Annotated in this window: 17 protein-coding genes; 6 read left to right on the top strand and 11 right to left on the bottom strand. The window is 34.9% G+C overall.

Annotated features, from left to right (window positions below):
- Window positions 1–369: 369 nt before the first annotated feature.
- Window positions 370–4,833, top strand: coding sequence for a T9SS type A sorting domain-containing protein (locus NBT05_RS03995; protein ID WP_265772161.1), 4,464 nt, complete (start codon window positions 370–372; stop codon window positions 4,831–4,833).
- 54 nt (window positions 4,834–4,887) lie between these two features.
- Here the strand turns inward: NBT05_RS03995 and NBT05_RS03990 are convergent, their stop codons facing one another.
- Complete coding sequence (locus NBT05_RS03990; protein WP_265772160.1) at window positions 4,888–6,687, bottom strand: 1-deoxy-D-xylulose-5-phosphate synthase; 1,800 nt, start codon at window positions 6,685–6,687, stop codon at window positions 4,888–4,890.
- A 213-nt stretch (window positions 6,688–6,900) separates the two neighbouring features.
- Between NBT05_RS03990 and NBT05_RS03985 the strand changes: the two genes are divergently transcribed.
- The 4 genes from NBT05_RS03985 (at window position 6,901) to rbfA (ending at window position 10,612) form a co-directional block, all read left to right on the top strand.
- On the top strand, window positions 6,901–7,350 hold the full coding sequence (locus NBT05_RS03985) for a nucleoside deaminase (RefSeq protein WP_265772159.1): 450 nt from the start codon (window positions 6,901–6,903) through the stop codon (window positions 7,348–7,350).
- A gap of 132 nt (window positions 7,351–7,482) precedes the next feature.
- Complete coding sequence (locus NBT05_RS03980) at window positions 7,483–9,405, top strand: DUF294 nucleotidyltransferase-like domain-containing protein (RefSeq protein ID WP_265772158.1); 1,923 nt, start codon at window positions 7,483–7,485, stop codon at window positions 9,403–9,405.
- Window positions 9,406–10,083: a PolC-type DNA polymerase III gene (locus NBT05_RS03975; protein WP_265772156.1), complete on the top strand. Its 678-nt coding sequence runs from the start codon at window positions 9,406–9,408 to the stop codon at window positions 10,081–10,083. It abuts the gene before it with no gap.
- A gap of 136 nt (window positions 10,084–10,219) precedes the next feature.
- A complete protein-coding gene (gene rbfA / locus NBT05_RS03970) occupies window positions 10,220–10,612 on the top strand; it encodes a 30S ribosome-binding factor RbfA (protein ID WP_265772155.1) in 393 nt (130 codons plus the stop codon).
- On the opposite strand, the gene NBT05_RS03965 is transcribed toward rbfA, so the two are convergent.
- The 9 genes from NBT05_RS03965 to NBT05_RS03925 all read right to left on the bottom strand — a co-directional run bounded on the left by NBT05_RS03965 (window position 10,613) and on the right by NBT05_RS03925 (window position 20,655).
- Window positions 10,613–11,476, bottom strand: a complete 864-nt coding sequence (locus NBT05_RS03965; RefSeq protein ID WP_265772154.1) for a cupin-like domain-containing protein — start codon at window positions 11,474–11,476, stop codon at window positions 10,613–10,615.
- Window positions 11,477–11,504: 28 nt separating this feature from the next.
- Window positions 11,505–12,602 (bottom strand): biotin synthase BioB, encoded by a 1,098-nt coding sequence (bioB, locus tag NBT05_RS03960; RefSeq protein WP_265772153.1) that lies wholly within the window; start codon window positions 12,600–12,602, stop codon window positions 11,505–11,507.
- 267 nt (window positions 12,603–12,869) lie between these two features.
- Entirely contained in the window at window positions 12,870–14,033 is a 1,164-nt protein-coding gene (locus NBT05_RS03955) for a beta-ketoacyl synthase N-terminal-like domain-containing protein (RefSeq protein ID WP_265773204.1), read from the bottom strand.
- Between the two features lie 48 nt (window positions 14,034–14,081).
- On the bottom strand, window positions 14,082–15,434 hold the full coding sequence (locus tag NBT05_RS03950; protein WP_265772152.1) for an ATP-binding protein: 1,353 nt from the start codon (window positions 15,432–15,434) through the stop codon (window positions 14,082–14,084).
- Between the two features lie 111 nt (window positions 15,435–15,545).
- Window positions 15,546–16,814 carry an adenosylmethionine--8-amino-7-oxononanoate transaminase gene (gene bioA, locus NBT05_RS03945; protein ID WP_265773203.1) on the bottom strand — a complete coding sequence of 423 codons (1,269 nt, stop codon included), beginning with the start codon at window positions 16,812–16,814 and terminating at the stop codon, window positions 15,546–15,548.
- Complete coding sequence (locus NBT05_RS03940) at window positions 16,807–18,480, bottom strand: DUF1186 domain-containing protein (RefSeq protein ID WP_265772151.1); 1,674 nt, start codon at window positions 18,478–18,480, stop codon at window positions 16,807–16,809. The genes bioA and NBT05_RS03940 overlap by 8 nt, the downstream gene beginning before the upstream one ends.
- Window positions 18,474–19,103: a dethiobiotin synthase gene (gene bioD, locus NBT05_RS03935; RefSeq protein ID WP_265772150.1), complete on the bottom strand. Its 630-nt coding sequence runs from the start codon at window positions 19,101–19,103 to the stop codon at window positions 18,474–18,476. Before bioD ends, NBT05_RS03940 begins: the two co-directional genes overlap by 7 nt.
- Complete coding sequence (locus NBT05_RS03930) at window positions 19,100–19,513, bottom strand: putative signal transducing protein (protein WP_265772148.1); 414 nt, start codon at window positions 19,511–19,513, stop codon at window positions 19,100–19,102. The genes bioD and NBT05_RS03930 overlap by 4 nt, the downstream gene beginning before the upstream one ends.
- The gene (locus NBT05_RS03925) at window positions 19,510–20,655 is read right to left on the bottom strand and encodes an aminotransferase class I/II-fold pyridoxal phosphate-dependent enzyme (RefSeq protein ID WP_265772147.1); all 1,146 of its coding nucleotides are present in this window, start codon (window positions 20,653–20,655) and stop codon (window positions 19,510–19,512) included. The genes NBT05_RS03930 and NBT05_RS03925 overlap by 4 nt, the downstream gene beginning before the upstream one ends.
- Window positions 20,656–20,755: 100 nt before the next feature.
- Here NBT05_RS03925 and NBT05_RS03920 point away from each other — a divergent pair, with 100 nt between their 5' ends.
- Window positions 20,756–22,555 (top strand): M61 family metallopeptidase, encoded by a 1,800-nt coding sequence (locus NBT05_RS03920; protein WP_265772146.1) that lies wholly within the window; start codon window positions 20,756–20,758, stop codon window positions 22,553–22,555.
- A 162-nt stretch (window positions 22,556–22,717) separates the two neighbouring features.
- Here NBT05_RS03920 and NBT05_RS03915 read toward each other — a convergent pair whose 3' ends face one another.
- Window positions 22,718–24,226 carry a T9SS type A sorting domain-containing protein gene (locus tag NBT05_RS03915; RefSeq protein ID WP_265772145.1) on the bottom strand — a complete coding sequence of 503 codons (1,509 nt, stop codon included), beginning with the start codon at window positions 24,224–24,226 and terminating at the stop codon, window positions 22,718–22,720.
- Window positions 24,227–24,393 lie beyond the last annotated feature (167 nt).

Below are 24,393 nucleotides of genomic sequence, written 5' to 3'. Positions count from 1 at the left end.
GTATTGTTTTATACAGTACTGCTTTTAGTCTTATAACATCTGAAATTATACATTCTATTCTTATCCCTACTATCATTTTAGTATTCTTAATAATTTAACACATTTTAAATTAAATGCATAATAATAGCGTAAAAGAAAATCCAGAGCCAAAAAAGTGTAACAAAAATCGGCGACGGAAGACTTATAGTGTAAAGGTACTGATTTTTACAACTAGTTGATTTAAAAGAAAGTATTTGCTTAATAAAAACAAAAAAAATATCTTAAAATTTTTATAAAATTACAGGTAAGACATAATTATTACTATGGAAAGTATATACATTTAGAACGTGATTCACATATCAATTTATTTTTACTAAACACTTTATATTTATGAAAACATTTTTACACTTAACAACTATTCTATTTTTATTTTACAACTCCTTACATGCCTTTCAAAGTACTACATACGTCTTTGAAGGACCTGATGGCAATTGGACAGATGAGTCCCTGTGGAAAGATGGTTTATATCCGGGTACAAATATTATGGAAGTAGATTCAGTGTTGATACAAGGGAAAGTATCAATTTCTGAAGATACTACAATTCTTAATGATGGAACTATCATTTTACAATCGCAATCCGAACCTAATATTGTTGAAATTAGTCTGATGGGCAATCTAGAAAATAGATTTGAAGGAACCCTAGACTTACAAAACAATGTCAAACTAACTTTATTAAAAGAAGCTCAATTTAACAACATTGGAAAGATACAAATATTAAGGAATGTTGAAATTTTATTAAGTAGTAATACTACTTTCATCAATAGAGGTGAAATTGAGAATAATAATGATAATGAAACTGATGCTTCATTGATCACAAACAATGGTATTCTGATAAATGAAATTGATGCTAATTTTAGTTTGGGTTTTAACTCGGTATTGATTAATAATAACCAAGTAATTAATAAAGGAAGATATAGCTTCTTTTTCAATGCTGATTTTATAAATAATGGTGTTCTACAAAATGAAAATATTGTTTCGACAGTTATTATAGAAAGATTTACTAATTCTTCTACGGGTAAAATTATAAATACAGGTACTATAACAATAACAGATGCTGATCAGGTTATCAATAATGGAATTTGGGATAATTTAACTGGGACTACAGAGATTAATTATAATTCAAAAAGCGATGAAAATGGAAAGGTTCCGGAAGATCAAAACTACGGATTTATAAACACTGGAATTTTAAATAATGATCCTAGCGGATCTAATTTTTTGAATAATGGAGTATTATCAGGTAATAATTCTATACATAACGGTACCTACAATAATATAGGAAGAATTAATCCCGGGGTTGAAGATAAAACTATCGGGTTATATAATTTTAATAATGATGTTATATACGATTCTGAAAGCTCTTCTAGAGTTCAGGTAACGAATCTTGAAGCTGATCAAATAACTTCTGATGGTACCATTAATTTATCAGGTAGATTAGAAGTGGAATTTCTAGAAGAACTTCTGTTAAATGAAGATAATACAGAAATAAAGAAATTTAATATTATTGAAGCCAATTTAATTTCAGGAAATTTTTCTGAAGTCGAAGTATTAAATCCATCAGAAAATGTTTTAGTTAGTGTTTTATACAACGACACTAGCGTAATATTACAATTTACAAAAGCCCCGGATACTATTATTGATCCGGATCAAAGTACATTTATATTTGAAGGTCCGGAAGGTTCATGGACGGATGCCTCACTTTGGAAAGATAATAGGTATCCCGGCGTAGATATTCCCGTAGGAACAGAAATAGAAATACAAGGTAAAGCTTTAATTAAAGAAGGGATTAATGTGGTAAATCGAGGTGATATTTCATTGACTTCTTTAAAAGGATCGCTCCAAGTTGAGGGAAATTTTACGAATATTGAAGGAAGTAGTTTTCAAATGAAAGATAATACATCAATACTTCTAATTAATGCTGGTAGCTATAAGAATGATGGAGATATGGTGTACGGTAATAATTGCTTTGTTAAGATTGAGGATACTGAAGGAATGTTTATTAATAATCGAAAGTTCAACGCATCTCCTGATCTACAGGATGCTGTTAATAGTGAATTTACAAACTACGGAACAGTTCTAATTGAAGATATAGATTTCTTTAAATCTAAATTTAATATAGAAAAAGGAATGAAATTAATAAACTATGGAGAGATAATAAATATTGACTCAGAGTTTAGAATAAGTTCAGGAACCTTTGAAAATAATGGTAAATTAATAAATAGATCCTCAAGATTACTTGTATTTAATACTGACTTTATTAATCAGGCAGATGGTTCAGTAGAAAATAAAGGCCGTATAATTTTTAATGGTTCTTCTAGTATTTCAAACTACGGCAATTGGAATAATAGCGAATCTGGCGGTATAGAAATTTCATCGAGTACATTATTTATCCAACACGAGGATGGAGATTTTATAAATAATGGAGGTGTAGTAATAAATCCTGGTGCAACTTTTATCTTAAGAAAGGAATTTGAAAACAATGGCAGTTTTACTATAGGTTCTTTTTCAAATGAAAGTAGTCGATTAATAATGGAAAACGAAGTGACTTTTAAAAATTTCGGGAGGGTTAGGATTGTAGATGGAGAATTAATAAATAATGGAACTTTTATTAACGAAGAAAATGGTAAAGTATCGAATTATGGTAAAATTTTAACAGAGTCCGCAAATGGTCGGTTTTTAAATAAAGGATTGTTAGAAGGAGATAACCAGATTCATTCCGGAGACTTTGAAAATACAACAGGTTCAATTATACCTGAGGGTGAATTTTTTGGCACTTTAGGAACTTACCAGTTTGATAATAATTTTATGCTAAGTAGTGAGAGTAAGATTTTTATTGAAATTGCAGAAGAGACAAGTAGTCTAATAGAAGTACCTAATGATACAATCTCTTTATCAGGAAATTTACATATAGATGTTTTTAATCAAGATAAAGGTATAATAAATACGTCAGCAGAATATTCAATTATAAAAGCAAAATTTATAAATGGAACTTTTGATAAGGTCATAACTTCCAATTTTTTAAATGATCAAAATGTGGAAATTATTTACGATTTAAATGAAGTTCGTATTAAAGTTATAGGTAGGGAACTTTTTGAATTTGAAGGTCCTGAAGGCGATTGGACAGATGAATTCCTTTGGAAGGATAATCGATACCCTGGAACAACAACTCCTGAGAACGCCGTAATTCGAATTTCAGGAAGAGCTATTGTAGATAGTGAAGTTGAAATTATTAATCAAAGTACGGTTGAATTAGTCAATACAGGTAAAGCATCTGACTCGATTTTTAATTCAGCATTAATAATTGAAGGGAATTGGGTTAACACCGAAGTCAGTACATTATCATTAAAAGATAGCACAGCATTACTTCTATCAGGGAATGGAATGTTAGAAAATCAAAGTATTATAAATTTTAATAGATATAATTTGATAGAATTAGAATCTAATAGTACAAGATTAGTAAATAAGGGTAGAATATCAGACGATAATGATGGTTCATTTAGTAACTTTATAAATGCCGGTGATATTTTAAATGAAGAAAATGCACTTTTAATTATAGAGGGTATGAGCTTTATTAACAACAATCAGTTTGTAAATAATGGCGGTATAGGCATAGAAGCAGGTGATTTTGATAATAATGGAACCATGGAAAATAACGGTAGCATATCTATCGAGGAATCTAGTTTTAGAAACCTTAAAAGTGGAACATTCTATAATTCCGGAGAAATTTATTCTAATAGTTTTGGAAGCTTTTCAAATACTGGGAATTTTATTAATAAAAGTGACGGAAACATTGATACAACTGAAGATTCATTTTTCTTTCATGGATCAGGTAATTTTCAAAATGAGGGAGAAGTTAATATTTTTACCGGAGATGCAATCATTTTAGAAGATTTCATTAACAATGGAAAAATACTAATTGTACAACAATTAGGTCAATTCGGAGGCGGACAACTGACGATAAAACCTGGAGTAACTTTAACCAATAAAGGAGAAATAATTATTGCTGACGGAAATGATACTAATAATGTTGTAGGTGGGGATTTAATAAATGAAGGTGGAACTTTAATCAATGAAAAAGAAGGGTTAATTACTAATGAAGGTAGAATTATACAAGATGAAAACGCTACAATTGTGAATAGAGGAAGCCTTTTGGCTAACAATAGTTCTCATACAGGAGGGTTTATAAATGAGTCTGGTACACTTGGACTAGGAATATCTTCAGAATTTATTGATGCTTCTCAATCTACCTATACATATAGGCTAACTGACGGTTGGGAACAACAGGAAAACGCTACGCTTCAAATTCGTGTTTTAGGAGCAACTTCGGATCAGATTGTATCGCTAGATGGAACCGTTACATTAGCAGGAGAACTAGAAGTTGATTTTTTAACATCCCTGGATACTACCACTTTATCAGAAGAATATGTAATTCTGGAAGCAGAGAATATTTCCGGTACCTTTGATAATCTTGATGTTCAAAATCTTCCGGAAAATAAAAACTTTGAAATTGTATATACAGATACGGAAGTTCGTATAAAGATTGAAGATGTTCAGGTACTAAATACTCTTGATAATGTATTATCTGAAATAAAATTAATAACCGATCTTAAAAATGAAAATGTATCTATAGAAGGACTTGAAGGAAAGCATATCTTATCCATCTATGATTTACATGGAAGAAAAGTGTTAGAAAATAAAGCTATAGCCCCGCTTACTCAAAGTGTTTCAAATCTGGCAAAAGGCACTTATATTCTTAAGATAGATAATGACCAGTCATTTTATAGATTTGTTAAATAGGAATTTTTAAGAACATATAATATAAAAGCGGTATCGTTTTATACAATACCGCTTTTAATTTTCTGTACTACTAATATTCTGAAGATGAACTGTGTCCAAAACCCCACAAATCCCCCCAACCGAAATCCCACACAACTCTTGTAACTCCTCAACAGTACCCTGATTGATAAATTGATCCGGTACGCCCATGATATGTATTTTCTTTGAATACTTATGGAAATTAGCAAATTCAAGAATTCCGAATCCAAACCCTCCGGTTACGACCCCGTCCTCTATAATGATTATCGTTTCATATTTCTTAAAAATTTGGTGAAGGGAAGGTTCATCCAGTGGTTTGATACAAGTAAAATGATAATGATCCGCAATCGGACCCGTTTGATGTATAGCTTCAGTTACATTTGTTGCAATAGTTCCGGTAGATAAAACAGCAATTTTACAATTATTTTCGGTAAGTCGTGCAGCTTTGAAAAAATCGATTTTTTCAAAAGGCATTCGCCAGTTTACCAAAGTACCTTTTCCACGGGGATAACGTATGGCTACAGGACCTTCTATCCCTAAAGAAACCGTATAAAGTATGTTTCTAAGTTCGATCTCATCCTTAGGGGCTAGTAAAATTAAATTAGGAATACATCGTAAAAAAGCAATATCAAATACACCATGATGTGTAGCACCATCCTGACCAACTAATCCTGCCCGGTCAATACAAAAAATAACGGGTAACTTCTGTAATGCTACGTCATGAATTACCTGATCATAAGCTCGCTGTAAAAAGGTAGAATAGATCACACAAAACGGAATAAAACCTTGCGTAGCTAGTCCGGCAGCAAAAGTAACTGCATGTTGTTCAGCAATACCTACATCAAAAGTTCTGTCCGGAAATTCCTTCATCATATAATGTAAAGAACTACCACTAGGCATAGCAGGTGTAATACCCACTATTTTACTATTCTTTCGGGCAATTTCAACTAAAGTAAGCCCAAAAACATCTTGAAATTTTGGGGGTTGTTCGTTAGTAATATTAGAAGGAAGCACATTTCCGGTAGTTGCATCAAATTTTCCCGGTGCGTGGTACTGAACCTGGTTTTCTTCAGCCTTTTGTAACCCTTTTCCTTTGATAGTCTTAATATGTAAAATTCTAGGGCCTAGAGTATTTTTAAGTTCCTCCAATTGGTTTAAAAGTAACGATAAATCATGACCGTCTATAGGCCCATAATAAGCGAAGTTAAAGGCTTCAAAAATTGAGATAGAATTATTATCCGACCTATTTTTTAAATCCTTAAAATGTAATTTTAGTGCTCCTACACTGGGATCGATACCTATATCATTATCATTTAGAATTATTAAGATATTAGTTCCTGAGATACCTGCATGATTCATAGCTTCAAATGCCATTCCGCTCGCAATAGAAGCATCTCCGATTACTGCAATATGCTGTTTTTTAAAGTCTTTTTTAATTTTAGAAGCAACAGCCATTCCCAAAACCGCAGAAATAGAGGTAGAAGAATGACCGGTACCAAAACTGTCATATTTACTTTCTGATATTTTAGGAAAACCGCTTAATCCGTTCAATTGCCGATTGGTATGAAATTGCTTTCTACGTCCGGTTAAAATTTTATGGGCGTACGCCTGGTGACCCACATCCCAAACCAAAAGATCATCTGGTGTATTAAAGATATAATGTACGGCAACGGTCAATTCGACCACGCCTAGGCTAGCACCCAAATGTCCTTCTTTTACTGCAAGCATATGAATTATAAAATCACGAAGTTCGCTTACAAGTAACGGAAGCTGAGAAGGTTTTAATTTTTTTAAATCTTCCGGGTTATTTATTTGGGCTAACAATTCGTGATTCATCCTGTAAAAATAAGCGATTCATCTAGTAAAATTATAGAAGACTTGGATTTAAAAACTACGATAGCAGAGATGTTCATATGATAACTTCTTATAAGTAGTATGCTTTATAAACAAAGAACGGTTCACCATTAGTCACTGGATTCCATTTTATTTTACAAAAGTATAAGTGGTACTTTCACCTTTATTTATAAATTGCCGAAATAAAAAATTGCTATGTTAGAACCTTTTGATGATGCATATTTTATGTCCAAAGCTATACAGGAAGCGGAGACTGCTTTTAAAAAGGATGAAATTCCCGTAGGAGCTGTTATAACTGTTGAAAACAGGATTATTGCCCGCGCTCATAACCTAACAGAACAACTACACGACGTGACTGCCCATGCAGAAATGCAAGCAATTACTGCTGCGGCTAATTTTTTAGGGGGTAAATATCTAAAAGGTTGTACCCTATACGTTACCTTAGAACCATGCCAAATGTGTGCCGGAGCTTTATTCTGGAGTCAGATTGACAATATTATCTATGGCGCCAGTGATCCAAAAAGGGGGTTTACCATGATGCAAACCCAACTTCACCCTAAAACCAAAGTAAAAAGTGGTATTCTAGCAGATAAATGCGAACGTTTACTTACGCAATTTTTTATTCAAAAAAGAAATTTAAATTAAGTATACTTTCGTAAAAGAAGTATCTTAAACTTGTCTTTAGAAGAAAAATGTTTTGTAAGGAATTAGAGAAACCTTTACCTTCTTATTCTATTTTTTGAAGAAGAATCTTTCACCTTTATTACCAACTGATCAATGAAAAATACCATTGCAGAACGTATTCTTGATTTTTTAAAGAATTACCCACCGTTCAAAGAACTAGATAGAGAAACACTGCTTCAAGTTTCATCTGAAGTTGTAGTCAAGTTTGTTGAAAAAGATTCTTATGTTTTCAAACAAGATGATCCTTGTCACGATGCTTTTTATATCGTTAGGGAGGGAGCTATAGGTTTGTATCGAGAAAATAGCAATAAAAGCATCCAACTCATAGATATTTGTGATACCGGAGATCTTTTCGGTTTACGAATCATGATTATCAAAAAAAATTATAGGATGTCCGCAAAGGCCGATCAAGAATCTATTGTATACGCAATTCCTTCTTCTATTTTTTCACCTTTAATTCAGCAGAATGAACAGATAAATACTTTTGTCTTACAAACGTTTGCCTCGCATGCGCGAAATTCCTTCACTAATACCGAAAAAGGGAAGAAAATTAAGCATTCTATTGATCTGGAAATAGCCCGGGATGTTTCTACGCTTCGTAGTATACGCTATCGGAAAAACCCGTTAACCTGTAAAAGTGAAAATACAGTAGCCGAGGCAGCCCAATTAATGACAAAGAAAAACAGTAACTATATTATCATTGTAAATGCATCAAAATATCCATTAGGAATTGTTACTGATAGTGATTTACGGTTAAAGATTGCTACGGGCACATACCCCGTAGATACTAAAATTGCCGAGGTTATGACTACACCAGTTAAAACCTACCCAAAAAAATTAACAGTTGCACAAGCTCAGATTGCCTTAATTAAAAATCATATCAGTCATCTATGCCTTACCAAAAACGGAAGTAGAGAATCAAAATTAGTAAGTGTTTTATCAGAACATGATATTCTGGTTTCCTTAGGTAATAACCCAACAGTACTTATAAAGGATATTAAGAAAATAACGAAGGTTCAGCGATTACGATATATCAGAAAACAGGTAAAAAGATTATTGAAAACTTACCTGGAACAGCAAATACCAACCTTACACATTTTAAATATTATCACCGAAGTTAATGACGCACTCGTGCAACGTACGGTGGAGCTTGCTATAGACGAGATGCCTGAGCAACCACCGGTTTCTTTTGCTTTTTTAGTATTAGGCAGTCAAGGCCGAAAAGAACAATTGCTTATCACAGATCAGGATAATGCTTTGCTTTTTGAAGACGTTTTACCAGAAAAGTACCCGGAAGTTCAGGGTTACTTTCTACAGTTAAGTGCTATAATTACAAAAAACCTTCATACCGTAGGCTTTAAATATTGTGAAGCCGAAATGATGGCAAGTAATCCCAACTGGTGCCTTTCTGCTTCACAGTGGAGTGAACAATTTACTTCTTGGATGGCTACGCCAAATGAGGAGACCACCCTATTGTCCGCCATATTTTTTGACTTTAGAGTGGTTTATGGAAATGAAAAACTAGCTGACAACCTTTCAAACGTGGTCTTTACTGGAGTTGACAAGAGCAAGCGATTTCTAGCATTACTAGGCAAAAGTGCCTTGCAGAAACCTTCACCTTTAGGCTTTTTCAAACAATTTCTCGTTGAACAAAACGGAGAACACAAAGACTCTTTTGATATCAAAACCCGGGCAATGATGGTACTCATTGATGCCGCTCGCATACTGGCATTAGAACATCATTTGATCGGGATTAACAGTACTTTAGAAAGATACGATCGCCTTGCCGAATTAGAAGAAAACAATAGCGATCTGTTTGAAAGTTGTTCTAAAGCTTTTAGGGTGCTTTTAAAGTTTCGTACTCGTCAGGGATTGCAATACAATGACTCCGGAAGATATATCAATTTAAAAACCTTAAGTAAAGGGGATAAGCTGAAGTTAAAGCAATGTTTTCGGCCTATACGTGAAATACAAGAACTACTCACTGTTCGATATCAGTTAAAAATCCTGATGTAGATGAGGTACTTCTGGAAAAAAGATAAAAAAGACTATCCTGATTTTTGGAAGGAGTACGAGTCGTATTTTGATAAAAAAAATGAACGATACACTACCATTTCAACCACTCGATTTGTAGCTTTAGATACGGAAACCACTGGTTTTGACATTAAAAATGATCGGATTTTATCCATCGGAGCAGTAGCCATCCACGGTCTGACCATTAAAGTTTCGGATCAGTTGGAGTGTTACGTGGAGCAAGAACTTTTTAACGAAAAAACCGTGGCCATACACGGTATTAGAAAAAATGACGGAACGGCTAAAATTTCAGAATATGAGTCACTTCAACAATTATTAGCTTATTTAAAAACTAGTACGATTATTGCGCACCATGCAGCTTTTGATAAAGGTATGATTCAGGAAGCCTTAACCAGAAACGGATTAGGAAAGTTAAAGAATCCGTTTTTGGACACCGGAGTGTTGTTTAAACGAGCCAAGCATGAAGTATATGCTTCGCAGATCAGAGAAAAACATTACACACTTGACGAATTGGGCCTGGAACTCAAATTGCCCATGAGTGACCGTCATACAGCCTCAGGAGATGCCTTTATTACCGCTCTGGCCTTCCTTAAAATTTTGTCTAGGTTGAAATTAAAGGAAGAAGAAAGTACAAAGTATCTGTTTAAATCTTTTTTCTAACTGTAAATACGAGGTACTAGATATTAGGCAAAAGGCACTAGGCAAAAGTGTCGTTCCTGCTTCAGGGTGACCGCTTTTAGGTTAAATAACTTTTAAGAAGATTTTAAAGCAACTTACGAATACGTATTTTTGTAACATGGAAACAAACAGACAGCGAAAGATCGGTGGGATTTTACAAGAAGATATTGCAGTTATTATTCAGAATGCCTTACGAAACGCAGGTACACAAGGTATTTTGGTTTCGGTAACTAAGGTTGCAGTAACTACGGACCTGTCCATTGCCAAAGTATATATGAGTATCTTTCCTCCCGATAAGGCTACGTCTGTCCTAACCGAAGTACAAGGCCTAAAGTCGCAAATAAAACACCAGGTAGCACAAAAGACCAGAAATCAATTACGACGGATGCCGGAATTAAGTTTTTATATTGATGATTCTTTAGAATATATTGATAATATTGACCGCGCAATCAAAGGAATTGAAAATCCCATAGAATCCCCTGATTTGTTACCAAAACGAAAAAAGAAATAGTTAAACCAATTTATTAGACCGCTTAATTGCCTTTTTATTTTTATAAGACATCCATTTTTCTTTAAATAGGTTTCGCATAGCATTATCGATATAACGCATTATAAAAAAATTATAAGATCCTCTTACAATATGTTTAGGCCTTCGGGTCATAGAACGGATACTTAATGAAAATCCCGGGGTTAGGTAGGTCATTTGATGCCAGTACCCTTCAGGCATATACAGCATTTCCCCATGTTTCAAATGCGTGATATAACCTTTGGCCTTTTGTAAGGCCGGCCATCTCGTAAAGTCAGGATTATTAAAGTCAATCTCCTGGTGAGAAATAAGGGCGCAAGGTAATTTATACAAGAATTTTGATTCGGAAGGAGGGTAGAGAATACATTTTTTCTCCCCGTCAAAATGAAAATGCAAAATGTTAGCATAATCAATATCATAATGCATAAAAACTTTTGAATTTTCACCTCCAAAGAACAAAAACGGGATTCCTCTTAAATACCTAAACCCTAAATCCGGGAACTTAATATCATCTCGTAAAACAGGTATTTCTTTTAATAAATTATAAAGAAAAATACGGTAATTGGTAGGTTGCGTTTTTAATAAATCAATATAAGCACTCATTTTCATACGCATATGAGGCTCATTAAATTTGTATTTTGAAGAAATAGGACGGTCATCAAATAAGGGTACCTCAATACCTCCGGCAATTTTATCAATATAATTCAGGTTCCATTTTTGGTAAGCAGGCCAATCTTCAGTTAACTTTTGGATAACCACAGGTTTTTGTGGTTTTGCAAATTGTTTTATAAAATCAGCTCGGGATATAGCAGCTATCCTGGGTATTTCCTCCAAATGTAACGTGTTCATGTGTACATTTTTAAATAGACGGGAGTACTTATGACAAGGCTTTTTTGTTTTTTATAGAAGCCAGTTCGTTTTTTTCAATACTATGTGCAGGTCGTGTCCATTTTGGTTTTTCACCCAGGGATGTTAAGGTAGAATCTACAGCTTCAACCGTTTGAGGTTGTGCTTTTTTCACAAAAGGGGCTTGTGGGTTTAGTCCCAGTAACTTAAACATTTCCATATCTTCATTCACATCCGGATTAGGCGTGGTTAATAATTTATCTCCGGCAAAAATAGAATTGGCACCAGCAAAAAAGCACATGGCCTGTCCTTCACGGGACATTTCTGTTCTTCCGGCAGATAATCGCACCTGGGTATGGGGCATTACAATTCGGGTAGTCGCCACCATTCGTATCATCTCCCAGATAGAAACTGGTTCCTGATCTTCAAGTGGAGTGCCTTCAACCGCAACCAATGCATTAATAGGTACGGATTCCGGTTGTGGGTCTAGGGTAGATAAAGCTACCAGCATCCCTGCCCGGTCTTCGGGTTTTTCACCCATTCCAATAATTCCACCACTACAAACGGTAACATTTGTTTTACGGACATTACCAATGGTTTCCAAACGGTCTTCATATCCCCGGGTTGAGATCACTTCTTTATAATATTCTTCAGAAGAATCAAGGTTATGATTGTAGGCATATAAACCCGCTTCTGCTAAACGTTGCGCCTGATTTTCAGTAATCATCCCTAACGTACAGCAAACTTCCATATCCAGTTTATTAATAGTACGAACCATTTCTAGCACATCATCAAACTCTTGTCCGTCCTTTACATTTCTCCAGGCAGCTCCCATACACACCCGCGAACTTCCCGATGCCTTTGCACGTAATGCCTGAGCCTTCACTTGGGAGACACTCATTAAATCGTTCCCTTCAAGGTTTGTATGGTAACGTGCCGCCTGCGGGCAATAGCCACAATCCTCAGGACACCCTCCTGTTTTTATAGATAACAAAGTGGATACCTGTACCGTATTAGGATCATGATATTTTCTATGAATGGTTGCAGCATTGTATAACAGTTCCATTAAAGGTTTGTTATAAATTTCGAGTATTTCACTTGCTGTCCAGTCGTGCCTGATCGTATCCATAGAATTAAAAATGTGTAGTTATCAAAAATAATTGATTCCGCTTAAATAACGGTTTAGATTTTCACAAAATTGTTGAGGAGGAATAAAGTAGCGGTTGAAATTTTTAAATAACAAAGAAAGGTTTCATAATAGTAGTTTCTAAATATAAAGTGATTAGGTAAAGCCAGAGGCCAAAAGTTTATTTGATAAGCATTTGTGAAAATGAAGTAATGAAGTAAATATGGTTAGCTAAAAGGTTTAGTTAATTGCATCTTTTAAAGTAAACGGTTAAACCCTCTCCACAAGAACACTCACCGCATTTCCACCAAAACCTACAGCATTGACTAATATACGTTCCAGTTTTTTAGGAAGCTTTTGATTTTCTAAAAAAGGTACAGGTATAATTTTTTGGTTTTGCAGCATTAGAATCGCAAGTTCTAAGCTCAAAATACCACTAGCTCCGAAAGTGTGCCCGATCTTCCATTTATTTGTAGTAAGTGCAGGTAAGTTGGAACCGAAGACCTGCTTTATCGCATTGTATTCGGACAAATCTCCTTTGATCGTTCCCGGGGCGTGCATGACAACTGCGTCAATTTCAGAAAGAGTTTTATCTTTCAATGCCATTTTTATAGACTTTTGAAAACAAGTAGCTTCCGTAGATATCGAAATATGATGTTTTAGTGGTTCGGTTGCATATCCGATACCTGTAATTAAAGCTTTCGCCTTATTATTCTTCCCTTTTTCCAGGCATACCATTCCGGCTCCTTCACCCAGGAACATGGTGTTTTTATTTTTATCTAAATCTAAAGCCCGGCAGGGGTAATCCGTATTATTTTTTGAAGCATAAATTTTCAAAGCCTTCATTTGAGCAATGGTAAAGGCAGTTAATGGGGCTTCACTACCACCTACTAGGAATTTGTCACATAAATCCGATTGTAACCAGGCAATTCCGTTTAAAACTGCATGCAAAGCGGTAGAGCAAGTAATCGAATGACTAATATCCGGCCCAGCACTTTGTAAATCCTGGGCAACCCAGGAGGATATATTACCCAGAGTAGTGGTAGGTGAACTTAAAGTAGAAGCCAACTTTTGCTGAAGGAATTCTTGATGATATCGTTCAAAAAGTTCGGTTGCTCCGCGGGATGAACCTATATTCACCCCAAAGTTAACGGTGTTATACCAACCGGCTTCTTTTATACAATGCCTTGAAGCAGCAAGAGCTAGCAAAACCGATCGATCCAGGTTTTTATAATTTGAATTTTCCTCTCTTATTTTTTCAAGAGTTTCATTCTGAGCAACGGCTAACTTTGAAACGGGGGTTTCTATTCCATTAAAGTTTTGATAGGAAATCAGCGGTTTTGTATCCAGGTATTTTTTCCAAATTTCTTCTTGAGTATTCCCAAGAGCAGAAATGGAAGAAAATCCGGTAATGGAGATCGGTTGCTTTAGCATATTAAATTTTGACAAAAATAGGGTTTGTAATGAATGCAGATTTGAAGATCAGTTATTAATTTCATTTTCGAACCAATTCAGATATTGGTCAATCTTAAAAACTAAATAATAAGGCAGGCTCATTAGATAATATTCCATACCTTGATTTTGTACGGTATCAATCTGTATATCTCCTGCGTATAATCGAACCGCAAGCTTATGGTTAGTCCTTGACATATAAATATGTAAAGATTTTAGGATTCCTTTTTTTCCGGATTTAACTTCAATAGGAATCAATTTGCCTTTATACGGATAAATAAAATCTACTTCTGCATTTGCTTTGGCATTTTCCTGCACCCAAAAACTTAAAGTATGTAAAGGAGAATAGTTAAGGGCTAATAATTCCTGTCCGGTTAAATGCTCGATAATTTTACCGTTGTAAGTATTAGTAAGATCATCAGAAGTAATGAGTAAGTGTTGGATTTTAGAAAAATAATTTACCAGGCCGGTATCCAGTACCTGTAGTCTTGGCTTACGATCTTTGGTTATAGTAATTGGAAGTTTTTCAGCAGTCGTGGGATATGTGAGTTTTAAAAGTTGGTTTTTCTCCAAAATCCGAAAGGCTTCGCCCATTTCCCTGCTCTTATAATTACTATTTGAAAAATTACCGAAAGTGATACGTTCTCCTGCCTTTTGAATAAAATTGTTCATTAGAAAACGCAGAATCTGGGTTTGATTTGGATTGCGCGAATACTTTTCGATATCATCGATATAAGAAACAAGCAAACTATCATAAATATCACTAAGCTGCAAGGGGTCACGATTTTTAGCGTAGGTAGTAACCACTTCCGGCATACCACCAACCAGTGCATATTCATGATACAGTTGCAACATCTTTTTATGTACGTATTTCTCAACAGGAACTTCGTTAAGAGCAGCTAAAGTATTTTCTTCGTTTAAAGCAATCAAAAATTCTTCAAATGAAAAAGGGCGAACCTGGATAAAAAACACACGGCCTACCGGGAATTTTAGTCTTTTAGACAATACCATTTCTAATAAACTTCCAGCGGCAATAACGTATAACTGTGGTATCTCTTCATAAAAATAGCGTAATTGATTGATGGCAGCAGGAACTTCCTGAATTTCATCAATAAAGAGAAGTGTTTCTTTGGTTAGAAAAGATTCTTTATTCTTAACAAAGCTTATGGTTTTAATAAGTTCAGATACATTTTCAGCTTCCAGAAAAATATCCTGATCTTCTTTTTTTTCCAGGTTTACATGGATAAATTGTTCAAATTGAACGGAGAATATTTTAACCAAAGTAGTTTTTCCGACTTGTCGAGCCCCTCTTAGTACTAGAGGTTTTCTGTCTTTATTAGCTCTCCATTCTGATAGTCGTTGTAAAAGTGTTCGGTTAATCATGCGAGCAAAAATACTAATTTGTCACAGATTCGGGGGTGTTTTTGATTAATTTTGTCACAGATTCGGGGGTGTTTTAATCAATTTTTGTCACAGATTCGGGGGTGTTTTGTTTTAGAGGCTATCTAGAAGTTCTGAAATTGCTTGATAAATCTGTTTTAATTCACTGATTTCTATGACATAAGGTGTTGAAATGTAGATGGTATTTCCTAAAGGCCTTAAGAAAACCCCGCGTTGCATAAAGAAATCAAAGATTTCATACCTTTTTTTACCATATCGATCCATTTCAATAGCTAGGTCGAGGGCAAAGATAATTCCGGTTTGGCGGGTGGAAGTAACTTTTGGATGGTTTTTGATACGCTCATTAAAGGCTTGGTGTGAAGCTATAATCGTTTGAATTTTCTCCTGAATAACCTCAGAATTTAATAGTTCAATTCCTGCCAGCGACGCGGCACAGGCAATCGGGTTAGCTGAATAGGTATGTGCATGAAAGAATGCTTTTCCTACGGAATCATCAAGAAAAGCATCGTAAATTTTTTGAGTACAAGAAGTAATTGCCATAGGGACAAAACCTGCGGTCAAGGCTTTCGATAGAGAAATAATATCCGGTTTAATAGTAACCTGATCAGAAGCAAAAGTAGTTCCTGTTTTTCCGAAGCCAGTCATCACTTCATCAGCGATAGTGATAACTTCGTGATCTGCACAGATTTTTAATAACCGGTTCAGGCAACATGCGGGGTACATATGCATGGCATTAGCACCTTGCACTAAAGGTTCATAAATAAAAGCGGCAACTTTATGATCTTTAATAATTTGAGTTAAAAGATGGACAACCTCTTCGATGTTTTTGGGATTCGGAGTGGGAATTCGTTTCACATCTATAAAAAAATCTTCAAACGGACCATTATATACGGAAAGCCCGGAAGCCGACATGGCTCCAAAAGTATCTCCGTGAAACCCGTTTTCAAAAGCAATAATAGTTCCTCGTTTTTCACCCCGGTTAAAATGGTATTGTAACGCCATTTTAATACCAATTTCATTGGCTGTAGAACCGTTATCAGAAAAAAATATCTTTTGTTGGTTATCAGGTAACAACTCAAGCAAAGCTTCGGATAAATCAATGGCAGGTCGATGGGTAAATCCGGCAAATACAATCTGATCTAATTGTTGCATTTGCTGCTGCACTTTAGCAATAATATGCTCATTACAATGCCCGTACATAGCAGTATACCAGGAAGCAATCCCGTCAATATAGGTTTTTCCATTTTCATCATAAAGCAATGCTCCTTTAGCCTTTACGATCGGTAAAGTCTCCGGATGTAATTTATGTTGGGTTAGCGGATGCCAAATGGATTTTTGGTCTCTTTCAGAGAGGCTATTCATATTTACCGGTGTTGATACAGCATTTTTTATATTTTTTTCCGCTACCACATGGACACGGATCATTCCGTCCGATCTTTTTATCTTTTACAACAGGCTCATCATTATAATAGTAGTCATCTTCATCTTCCTCAAGTAAAGGATTGTATAGATAGTCGTCTTTATCTTCATAATTCGGAAGAAACGTAGGATTAAATAATGAATCTTCCTTATCTTCAAAATCTTCTAGCTGCTGATCAATCCAGTTTACTTTATATAATTGGTACATTTCTTTTACTGAATTTGAACACAAGGTAACAGGTGACTTTAATTCTGTTTTTTCATTAAAATGTTGTTCTAATTCTTCAAATTTTCCGGAAATCCAATAATTAACCGCATCTTTTTCAAAAAGCATTTTTATAAGAAGGAGTAATTCCTTACGATGACTACTAGCTATACTGGAAACCATAAAGGCCATAAAATCGGTATCTGCGATAGTTTCATCATCATTATGTTTGATATAAAAAGTCAAAATATTCTTAAAATAAGTGACCACTTCTTCTTCGCGATGAGGTTCTTTATAGGGCACTATAGCCATTGCAGATATTACAGCGTCCTTAGAATAAGCAGATACATTCGGTTCTTTTATAAAGTTGAACAAAATATCCAATTGGTCTTTTCCTTGAAAATAAATGGAGGCAGGAAGAATTTCACCCATAATATCTCCGAACCAAAACTCTACGTAATCTTCATCTTGTCTTAAGATATCCAGAATTTGGGTTAATGCTTCAGGATGCTGTATTTCACATAAGAAAAACAGACTATGTATAGGAGCACTATAGATATCCTCGTCCCATCCGTTTTTCTCACTTAACTCATAAAAATAATCAAACCTTTCTATAGAATCTTTTAAAACTAAAATTAAGTCCTCTCCTAACTTTGTTTTATCCAAAGCTAGTAATTCATCAATCCTTTCTGTAGCCAGTGGTAAATCTGAAGTATATAAGTAATCAATTTGTTCCGGATAATTAAACGTAGGTTTTATCGTGGTTTGCCTTTCTTTTTTCCGGTCGACCGCTTTAACTGTTCTTTTGAATGCTAATTCTTCTTCATGACTGTTTTGCATCTTTTTAAAAATCCCGTCTGTGATAACCGTATCTAAAGCATTTATTTTTGGATGTAAAGGATTTATTTCTTTCAACATTTTAGAAACGATCTCTGCCTGATCATACTCTCCGACTGCTATTAAATAACGTACCACTACAATGTAGAAAGCCATCACTTCATCTTCATGAAATTGTTCTCTCTCCGGATACAACAATTGTAGGTTTAGGTCAATTCCCAGGACTTCCGGGACTTTTTCGGGTTGATCTTTATCTAAATATTCATTCGACAGATTGGTTTTACCAAAAAGATAATCAGGGTGTTCTTTTGATAACCATCGATTGGCTTCATATCCCTTTTCTTTTCTCTCTTGTACCATATAGGCTGTAGTGAGATAATTTTTAAAAACCGGAACTTTAGGGAACCTTGTTATTAATTTTAATAGTTTGTCAATTACATTCTTTTTCCCCTTTAGGACATCCGGATATATTTTTTGTAACTGAATAGAAATATACGGGGTTATATGATTCTTAGCGTCAAGAAATTGATGATCTGATGTTATTTTTAAGCTTTTAATATCTAGCATTGTATGAAATTTTTTAAACGATCTTTAAATTGTTCAGCATAAGCTTTAACTACATTTTTATCAATATAAGGCTCCTCATCAATACGACCAATCACGGATACGCCACTCATTTTTTTAATAACGTCTTCGGTTGTCGAATGCTCGGCACCGTTGAAAATTAGTGAGGTTTTAAATCCTTTTTCCTGTAATAGTTGAAGCGTTAATAAGGTATGATTGATACTACCCAGATAATGGCGAGATACTACAATTACATGAAATTCCGGTTGAATTATATCTAAAATGGTTTTTTTATCATTGAGAGGAACTAAAAGTCCTCCGGCACCCTCAACTACTAACGAATTGTCTGTTTTTGGGAATTCTATACTATTAATGTCAATCGTAATTCCTTCTATAGCTGCCGCAGCATGTGGACTCATGGGAGTTTGAAGCGCATATTGACTTGGATGAAAAACAGATTTACTATTGGTAATTAAAGCTTTTACTTTATCCGTATCCGTATGTGCTAAATCTCCGGCTTGTACCGGTTTAAAGTAATCAGCTTGAAGAGCCTCTATTAATATGGCTGAAGCAATCGTCTTCCCTACATCAGTACCAATACCGGTAACAAAAAAAGTAGTTTTCATTTTAAATTAAACTGGGTTTCACAAACTTCACAACGGTAGGCAAATTTTTGATACGTAGGGAGTAGAAAAAGCAGAAAACCAAAAAGATATTGCACCAGTCCTTTAAAACTATCGATAGTGGTGGTATAAATTACCTTTTTACTATTGCATTTGGGACATTCAATAGGTTTTTGATTGTTATCAACAGAATACGGATGAATACTTTCTAAAACTCTGGAAGCTGCAAACCTGTCTCTCGATCGAACCTTTACTTTTACCCCTCCGATTGCGTTGCTTGCTAAGGGATCTATGTCAATAGTATGCATATCGGTCATAAACACTTCAATCCCTTCGGATTCCAGTTTTCCTTTTACAATTAACGCCTCGGCAGAGTATTGATACCGGGCAACAGTAACAAATTGAGAACTCATATTACAAAGGTAGCTAAGATCGACAAAACTTCCGAAATATCAACGCTGGAATTATAGCTATGCAGGCAAAACCGAAGTCGCTCTTCTCCTTCTTTAACGGTAGGGGAGAGAATAGGTTTTACATCAAATCCTTTTTGGGCAAGAAAAGTTGCTATTTCTTTTACCTTATCATTTCCAGGTATCAGACAGCAGTGGATAGCAGATGTACTTTTAATAAAATGAGGTTCTAAGCCATTTTTTATAATTTCATCTCTAAAATATTGGATATTTTCTTTAAGATTTTGAATAACCTTAGTATTCTTTAAAGCTACATAACTAGCTTGAATAGTAGCTACGGCATGAGGAGGTAGCGCTGTAGTATAAATAAAACTGCGAGCATAATTGATTAAATATTGTTTGAGAAGGTCTGAACCTAAAATGACGGCGCCATGACAACCTAAAGCTTTTCCAAACGTATGAATACGGGCAAAAACCGCTTCCTGAAGGTGTAGGTGTTGTACCAAACCTTCACCGTACTTCCCAAAAACACCAGTAGCATGAGCTTCATCTATAATTAGATGATAGTTATTGTTCACGCCTAGTGTGGTTAATTCTTTTAAATCCGGGACATCACCATCCATAGAAAATACAGACTCGGTAACCACATAAATTTCAGAGGTCGATTGGTTTATTGCCAGGTTTTTAATTTTATCTTGTAAAGAATCTAAGTCATTATGCTGAAATTTAAAAGCTTTGGCAGAACTCATTCGGATGCCATCCCGAATAGAAGCATGTATTAATTCATCATAAAAAATAAAGTCCCCACGTTGCGGAACAGCGCTAAAAAAGCCAAGGTTCGCATCATACCCGGAATTAAAAATCAGTGCTTCTTCCGCCTGGTGAAAGTGAGTAATTTCTTTTTCAGTAGTTTGATATAAAGTATGATTGCCAGATAATAAACGAGATCCGGTAGACCCGTTTTCTTGTAAATTTTGTTGTTTTAATAGTATTTCTGCATTTTGGTAGATAATTGCATCCTTACTAAAACCCAGGTAATCATTACTAGAAAAATCGATTAAACCGGATGATGCTTTTAAACTACGAAATGCATTCGCCTGTTTTCTATCTTCTAGTTTCTTCTGAAGTTTTTTAGGAAATTCCATAAATTCAAAAATAAAACAAATACTTCTTTAAATTCAATGTAAAAGCTTTTTCTAATTTCTTACTTTAGGGGCTCGTACACTGATAAACCTAATACTTTCTATGAAATTTTCTATTTCTATTCTATGCTTTTTTCTTTATCAGATAGGATATACACAAAGCACTTCTTATACTGTTTCTTTTGATAATGCTATTCATCACGAAGCAAGTATCATAGCAACTTTTAAAGGGGTAACAGATGATACGCTGGCAGTACGAATGAGTAGGACTTCGCCGGGGCGGTATGCCTTACATGAATTTGCTAAAAATGTGTATAATGTAAAAGCTAAAGATGCAAAGGGGAATAGTTTATTAATTATAAGGTCAAATCCTTATGAATGGAAGATTATCGGTCATAAAGGAACAGCTGTTGTTTCATACACATTGTTTGCTGATAGGGCAGATGGCACCTATTCTCAAATTGATCAAACCCATGCGCATCTCAATATTCCGGCTACGTTTATGTATGCTTCTCAATTAAAAAACGCACCTATAGAGGTTACCTTTAACATTCCGGAGTCCTCAAATTGGAGAATAGCTACTCAATTAAAGTATGTAAGCGGTACAACTTATATCGCTCCCGACTTACAGTACTTTATGGATAGCCCGGTAGAAATCAGTGATCATTCGGTAAGAAAGTTTACGGATACTTCAAACGGTAAAGAATATTCATTTCGATTTATTTTACATCATCTGGGAACTGAAGCAGAGTTAGATACCTATTTTAAAAAAGTAAAGAGCATTGTATTACAGGAAAAAGAAGTTTTTGGAGAATATCCGGATTTTGAAAATCAAACCTATACCTTTTTAGCTTGCTATATGCCTAATGTGTCCGGAGATGGTATGGAACATCGCAATTCAACTATTCTCACGGATGTTGAGAGTCTTTCAGAAGGTGGGATGGAAGAAAATATAGGTACCGTTTCTCACGAATTTTTCCATTCATGGAATGTCGAACGCATACGGCCTAAAGATCTCGAACCTTTTGATTTTGAAAATACAAATATGTCAGAAGCACTCTGGTTTGCAGAAGGTTTTACCAGCTACTATACAAATTTAATATTATGTAGGGCAAAAGTGATTACTAAAGATGAGTATGTACAAGGATTAGCTAAAGCGTTTAATTATGTATGGAATTCCCCTGCGCGAAATTATTTTACTCCAATTGAAATGAGTTATCAAGCACCATTTGTAGATGCAGCTACCTCAGTAGATCCGGTTAATCGAAAAAATACTTTTATTTCTTATTATTCGTACGGGAGTATGTTAGGATTAGCATTGGACTTATACTTAGGGAAAACTTCGGAGGATAAAAACCTGGATGATTATATGAAACGGGTATGGCAACGTTATGGTAAAAAAGAAGTGCCGTATACAGTAAAAGATTTATATGAACTTTTAGCAGAATATGCCGGTCAGTCTACTGCCGATTATTTCTTTACTAATTTTATCTATAAAAGCGGTATGCCGGATTACAAAGCGCTTTTTAAGAATGTTGGGGTAATAGTTATCCAGAATAATACAACCTCCTTTACCGGGTTAGAATTAGATTTTACTACTGACAGGAAGATACAGATTAAAGAATATACCGTACAGGGAACGCCTGCTTACCATGCGGGTCTTGAAAAAGGTGATCAAATTATATCTATTAACAATCAAAAATTTACTGCTGAAGAAAATTGGAAGAATTGGTTATCCAAAAGAAAAGTAGGTACAACCCTTGAAGTTATTTATCAACGAAATAATACACAACAGAATACCCAAATTACACTTCAGGAAAATCCCGAATACGTTATTGCAATAGATAAAAATATGACGAAAAAAGAAAATACCGCACAAAAGAAATGGTTGGAAGCAAAGTGATGCTTTTTAACGCAAATATCCAGTCCTTCCCAAAGGATCTTACCGATCCGGCTTTTTGTATTTTCGTATTGAAAAGCTCTACTTAGTCAACTTTTCCAGCGAATACCCCCGTAGGCAGAAGTCATATTACTTACCGGAGCTCCAGCCATGGCTGCTTTAAATCTACTCCACTAACAAAGAACCCGTTATATCTCCGGTTCCGGATTTAAGGGAATACATGTATAATGCCGGGGATAATGACAGTTTACTTAAATCAATTTGGTTATCACTACTATTCATATTTTTAGTTAACAACTGTTGGCCACTTATATCAAAGAGAGAGAAAGTGTAGGTTTCTTGATTAGAAACCGATATGTTTAAAATACCTGTTTTAGAAACCGGATTAGGATATAAAATAAGAGAATTATTATTACTTTCAATAATTTCCCCTCTAGAGAGTGTTGTTGTTTTGTAAGCAGGAAGTTCTACTACATAAGCATCTACAGATTTTCCGTCTTCCGTACCACTCCAGTCAGACCCAAATAATACTCTTGTACCACTAGGACTTATGGTAGCGTGAGGTTCTCCCCAATAGTCATATTCTCTTTCATCTGAACGGTGATGACCAATTCGGTATACTTTAAAATCTGAAGGGTCCGCATTAACTAACACTAATTCTTGATCTAAAAGAGATTGTCCGTCTTCATTCTTTCCAATCATAGAAGCCACTACCCAACTTCCCGAAGTATTTTTGTAAGCTAAAGCGGATACATGCGTACCGTTTTGAGAATAGTTATAGCCTTTATCCTGACTTATAATAGAATAACATGCTCCGGTTACCATATCGTGAGCAACTAGGTTACCACTGCAAGGCTGACTTTGTGCTTTAAAAGATACCTGAAAATAAGCATCATTTCCATTACCCAATTTACCCAAACTGGAATGTTCGGTTTTTGCAATGTTCAAATCTCTAACAAAATTACCCTTATCGTCATACACTTTTCTTTCGTGAAAAAATAATTCACCGCTAGGACCAGGCATGGCTGCCGTATAATTAATGGTAGGAGCAGTGATATTAAATTCAGTAATTTTTCCGGTATCTATTTCGTAATAAAACGTTTTACTATTACCACACCGGAACCCTATGACATTAGAGTTTGCTGACATCATTTGTACATCATTGCCGGATTCCAATACTTCTTTACAATTGGTAAGGGCAGCCAAATCTGCCAGTACTTCTTTGTTTTTAGATACTACATTGTATTTTATTAAATTTCTATCTGCTTTATTAATATAATATAAAATTTCAGGGTCGTTAGTATCCCAGAATAACTCTTCAATATCAGCCGGGGTTACATCCGTCATTGTTCGGATAAAAGTATAATCCGTTCCGTTTAATAATTGATGTCCACCATTCACTTTATATAAAATCATAAGGGTCTCATCCGCATTCCAAGCTTGTACCGTACTGTACATGGGCTTTATAATATTACCATTCCCCGCATCGCTAATTCGGCGAATGGTAGTCCCAAAAGCAGGATCTTTTACCGTTTGTAGATAACCAGGTTTAGCCAGAGGTTGCATTTTTCTATTGGTTAGGTCATTTGCCTGAAGTCCGATAGATAAATCTTGTCCGAAACCTAAAGTAGTAGTGAAAATAAATATAGTAAAGAAGAGTAAAGAACGGTTCATAAAAAGGGTATTTGGTGTTAGTAGTTATTATCCACAACGAAAAATTTTCATTAAAATTATGTACTGTTCTGAAATTATGATAGTTATATCTTGGTTTAAACTCTAGTTTAAAATAGCTTAGATAATTCTAATTTGTAAAAATCAATCCCATCCCCAGCTCCAAAAGG

The sequence above is a fragment of the Aquimarina sp. ERC-38 genome, from assembly GCF_026222555.1.
Taxonomy (GTDB): Bacteria; Bacteroidota; Bacteroidia; order Flavobacteriales; family Flavobacteriaceae; genus Aquimarina.
Note: the sequence above shows the minus strand (reverse complement) of the source record. Positions and strands in the feature narration are given on the sequence as shown.

Excerpts from the sequence above, each read along its gene's own strand:
- NBT05_RS03915 (WP_265772145.1), bottom strand. The coding sequence starts at position 24,226 with ATGAACCGTTCTTTACTCTTCTTTACTATATTTATTTTCACTACTACT.
- NBT05_RS03925 (WP_265772147.1), bottom strand. The coding sequence starts at position 20,655 with ATGGAATTTCCTAAAAAACTTCAGAAGAAACTAGAAGATAGAAAACAG.
- NBT05_RS03985 (WP_265772159.1), top strand. The coding sequence starts at position 6,901 with ATGTTAGAACCTTTTGATGATGCATATTTTATGTCCAAAGCTATACAG.
- NBT05_RS03980 (WP_265772158.1), top strand. The coding sequence starts at position 7,483 with ATGAAAAATACCATTGCAGAACGTATTCTTGATTTTTTAAAGAATTAC.
- NBT05_RS03975 (WP_265772156.1), top strand. The coding sequence starts at position 9,406 with ATGAGGTACTTCTGGAAAAAAGATAAAAAAGACTATCCTGATTTTTGG.
- NBT05_RS03955 (WP_265773204.1), bottom strand. The coding sequence starts at position 14,033 with ATGCTAAAGCAACCGATCTCCATTACCGGATTTTCTTCCATTTCTGCT.
- NBT05_RS03990 (WP_265772160.1), bottom strand. The coding sequence starts at position 6,687 with ATGAATCACGAATTGTTAGCCCAAATAAATAACCCGGAAGATTTAAAA.
- NBT05_RS03930 (WP_265772148.1), bottom strand. The coding sequence starts at position 19,513 with ATGAGTTCTCAATTTGTTACTGTTGCCCGGTATCAATACTCTGCCGAG.
- bioD (WP_265772150.1), bottom strand. The coding sequence starts at position 19,103 with ATGAAAACTACTTTTTTTGTTACCGGTATTGGTACTGATGTAGGGAAG.
- NBT05_RS03920 (WP_265772146.1), top strand. The coding sequence starts at position 20,756 with ATGAAATTTTCTATTTCTATTCTATGCTTTTTTCTTTATCAGATAGGA.
- bioB (WP_265772153.1), bottom strand. The coding sequence starts at position 12,602 with ATGGATACGATCAGGCACGACTGGACAGCAAGTGAAATACTCGAAATT.
- NBT05_RS03950 (WP_265772152.1), bottom strand. The coding sequence starts at position 15,434 with ATGATTAACCGAACACTTTTACAACGACTATCAGAATGGAGAGCTAAT.
- bioA (WP_265773203.1), bottom strand. The coding sequence starts at position 16,814 with ATGAATAGCCTCTCTGAAAGAGACCAAAAATCCATTTGGCATCCGCTA.
- NBT05_RS03965 (WP_265772154.1), bottom strand. The coding sequence starts at position 11,476 with ATGAACACGTTACATTTGGAGGAAATACCCAGGATAGCTGCTATATCC.
- NBT05_RS03940 (WP_265772151.1), bottom strand. The coding sequence starts at position 18,480 with ATGCTAGATATTAAAAGCTTAAAAATAACATCAGATCATCAATTTCTT.
- rbfA (WP_265772155.1), top strand. The coding sequence starts at position 10,220 with ATGGAAACAAACAGACAGCGAAAGATCGGTGGGATTTTACAAGAAGAT.
- NBT05_RS03995 (WP_265772161.1), top strand. The coding sequence starts at position 370 with ATGAAAACATTTTTACACTTAACAACTATTCTATTTTTATTTTACAAC.